This window comes from Rhodanobacter sp. MP7CTX1, assembly GCF_014205795.1.
In the GTDB taxonomy this organism is placed as follows: Bacteria; Pseudomonadota; Gammaproteobacteria; order Xanthomonadales; family Rhodanobacteraceae; genus Rhodanobacter.
In genome coordinates, this window is sequence record NZ_JACHCN010000035.1 from 1 (window position 1) to 3,211 (window position 3,211).

General features: G+C 63.9%; 3 protein-coding genes. 2 read left to right on the forward strand and 1 reads right to left on the reverse strand.

Features of this window, described 5'->3' with window-relative positions:
• Positions 1-147: 147 nt before the first annotated feature.
• Positions 148-813 carry a maleylacetoacetate isomerase gene (maiA, locus tag HDE77_RS20175; RefSeq protein ID WP_184419714.1) on the reverse strand — a complete coding sequence of 222 codons (666 nt, stop codon included), beginning with the start codon at positions 811-813 and terminating at the stop codon, positions 148-150.
• A 202-nt stretch (positions 814-1,015) separates the two neighbouring features.
• Between maiA and HDE77_RS20180 the strand changes: the two genes are divergently transcribed.
• Positions 1,016-2,197 carry a phosphoglycerate kinase gene (locus tag HDE77_RS20180; RefSeq protein ID WP_184419715.1) on the forward strand — a complete coding sequence of 394 codons (1,182 nt, stop codon included), beginning with the start codon at positions 1,016-1,018 and terminating at the stop codon, positions 2,195-2,197.
• The gene (locus HDE77_RS20185) at positions 2,197-2,835 is read left to right on the forward strand and encodes an HAD hydrolase-like protein (RefSeq protein WP_184419716.1); all 639 of its coding nucleotides are present in this window, start codon (positions 2,197-2,199) and stop codon (positions 2,833-2,835) included. The genes HDE77_RS20180 and HDE77_RS20185 overlap by 1 nt, the downstream gene beginning before the upstream one ends.
• Positions 2,836-3,211: the final 376 nt, after the last annotated feature.

The following is a 3,211-nucleotide window of genomic DNA, read 5'->3' on the forward strand; positions in this document are numbered from 1 at the left end:
CGCCCGTATCGCCTTCGCACTGCTCAAGACCGATTCGCAGTATCAACCCAAATTACCCCAAACCACTTGCATGCAAACATAGAATCTCCCACAAGTCTCCTCGCAAGCCTTTCGCGCACAAGGTGCGCTCCTACAGCCTGAGGATTCTCAGGCAGATACCGGCGCGTCAGGCTGCGCTTCCGGCACGGCCAGCTGGAATGCCTCCAACTCGTTGCAGGCCTGCTCGATCCGCTGCAAGGTCGGGTACTCGCCCAGTGGCAACTTCCAGCGTCGTGCGTTGTAGAGCTGCGGTATCAGACAGGCGTCGGCGATGCTCGGCGTGTCGCCATGGCAGTACCGGCCGGTCGCCGCGTTGTCAGCCAGCATCGCTTCCAGCGCATTGAAGCCGGTGGCTATCCAGTGCCGCGACCACTCGCCTCTCTGCGCTTCGTCCGCGGAAAACTGCGATTCGAGCTGGTTAAGCACGCGCAGGTTGCCCAGTGGATGCATGTCGCAGGCCACGGTCATGGCCAGCGCGCGGACGCGCGCACGCCCCCGCGCATCGATCGGCAGGATCGGAGTCTCTGGGTGCGTCTCGTCAAGATATTCCATGATCGCCATGGACTGGGTGATCACCCTCTCGCCATCGAGCAGGCACGGGATCAGCTCCTGCGGATTGATCTCGCGATAATCAGGCGAATGTTGCTCGCCGCCATTGCGCAACAGGTGCACCGGTCGCGTCTCGTAACTCAATCCCTTCAGATTCAGCGCGATGCGCACGCGGTAGGCGGCGCTGGAGCGCCAGTAGCCATACAGCACTAACCCGGTTGTCATAAGCCGTCCCCAGCGCAAAGGTGGCAATTCAGTCAATGGCCCCGACACACTGCCGTGGAGCAAGGTTGTCGTCAACCACCGCGTTCGACCGGGCCGCGCTTTCCAGCGATCGTTTGCATCGGGGGCTGGGCCGCCGGACAATAGACGGTTGACGCCCGTCAGGGGCGATCTTCAACCTTCACCATTTCAACGGAGTTGCGCCGTGTCTGTCATCCGCATGAGTGATCTTGATTTGCGCGACCAGCGCGTGCTGATCCGCGAAGACCTGAATGTGCCGATCGACGACAACGGCCACATCACCTCCACCCAGCGCCTGGACGCCGCCCTGCCGACGATCAAGGCCGCCCGCGATGCCGGCGCGAAGGTGCTGGTGTTGTCGCACCTGGGTCGCCCGAAAGAGGGCCAGTTCGACGCCGGATCGTCGCTGGCGCCAGTGGCGAAGTGGCTCGGCGACAAGCTTGGCAAGCCGGTGCGCCTGGTCGCCGACTATCTCGACGGCGTCGAGGTGGCCGCTGGCGAAGTGGTGGTGCTGGAGAACTGCCGCATGAACGTCGGCGAAGGCAAGGACGACGAAGCCCTTGCCAGGAAGTATGCCGCCCTGTGCGACATCTTCGTGATGGACGCGTTCGGTACCGCCCACCGCGCCCAGGCCTCCACTCACGGCGTGATCAAGTTCGCGCCGATCGCTGCCGCCGGACCGCTGCTGTCGGCCGAACTCGATGCGCTGGGCAAGGCACTCGAGCATCCCGCACATCCGTTGCTGGCAATCGTCGCCGGCTCCAAGGTTTCCACCAAGCTGACCCTGCTGGACAACCTGATCGGCAAGGTCGACCAGCTGATCGTCGGCGGTGGCATTGCCAATACCTTCATCGCCGCGATGGGCCACTCGATCGGCAACTCGCTGTACGAGCCCGACCTTATCGACGCGGCGAAAAAGGTGCTGGCCGACGCCAAGCGCCGCGGCGCCCTGGTGCCGATGCCCGTCGACGTGGTGGTGGCGCCGGAATTTTCCGCGCATGCCTCGGCCACGGTGAAAGCAGTGGACCAGGTGCAGAACAACGAGATGATCCTCGACATCGGACCGGAGACCGCCCGGCGCTACGCCGAACTGATCGCCAAGGCCGGTACGGTGGTATGGAACGGCCCGGTCGGCGTGTTCGAGTTCGATGCGTTCGGCAACGGCACCGAGACGTTGGCACGCGCGATCGCCGCTTCCAACGCGTTCTCGATCGCCGGTGGCGGCGACACGCTGGCGGCCGTCGACAAGTACGGCATTGCCGATGACGTCTCCTACATCTCGACCGGTGGTGGCGCCTTCCTCGAATTCCTGGAAGGCAAGGAACTGCCGGCGGTCACCGCGTTGAAGGCGCGCGCTGCCCGCTGATGCTGTGCCTGTTCGACCTCGACGGCACCCTGATCGATTCCGAGCACGGCATCGTCGCCTGCGTGAAACACGCACTGGCGAAGCTGGACGTGCCCGCACCATCGCAGGAAGAACTGCGTGACTGGATCGGCCCACCGCTGCGGCACAGCTTTGCGCCACTGCTGGATCACGATCCGCTGCGCATCGACGCGGCGGTGGAGTATTACCACGAGCGCTTCCACACGGACGGCTGGCGTGAGCACGAGATCTACCCTGGCATCGAGACGCTGATCCAGCGCCTGCTCGACAGCGGCCACCAACTCGCCGTGGTCACCAGCAAGCCGCAGCGACATGCCGCGCCAATCATTGCGCACCTGCCATTCGGCGACGCATTTCTGCGCCTGTACGGGCCCAGCCCGAACAGCGCTCACAGCGAAAAAGCATCGATGATTGCGGCGGCGCTGGCCGACTTCGACGTCCGGCCGGAACAGACCGTGATGATCGGCGACCGCCGCTTCGACATCGAAGGCGCAGTCGCGAATGACGTGCGTGGCATCGGCGTGCTGTGGGGCTTCGGCAGCCGCACCGAGTTGGAGCAAGCTGGCGCCAGCGCGATCGCGGCTACGCCGGATGAGTTGGCGGCATTGCTGACGGCCTGAGTACTCCACTCTTGCTTGAAGTGATGCGCACCCCTTCTTGAGAAGATGTGCTCCCTCCCCTGCCTGCAGGGGAGAGAGCATCGCCGCACACGGAGTTCGCGCGGCTTTGGCTTTGGGCTTTGGGCTTTGGGCTTTGGGCTTTGGGCTTTGGGCTTTGGGCTTTGGGCTTTGGGCTTTGGGCTTTGGGCTTTGGGCTTTGGGCTTTGGGCTTTGGTTTTGGTTTTGGTTTTGGTTTTGGCTAGAGCTTCGCTTGGCCTCTGCTCTGCCCTTGACCCAGCTTCTACAAACAGTGCGCGCAGGACGCGCGCCGCTCTACCGGGGCCCCTGTGCGGCGGTGAGGTGGGGTCGATAGGCCCCGCAGGGGGAATCGACATGG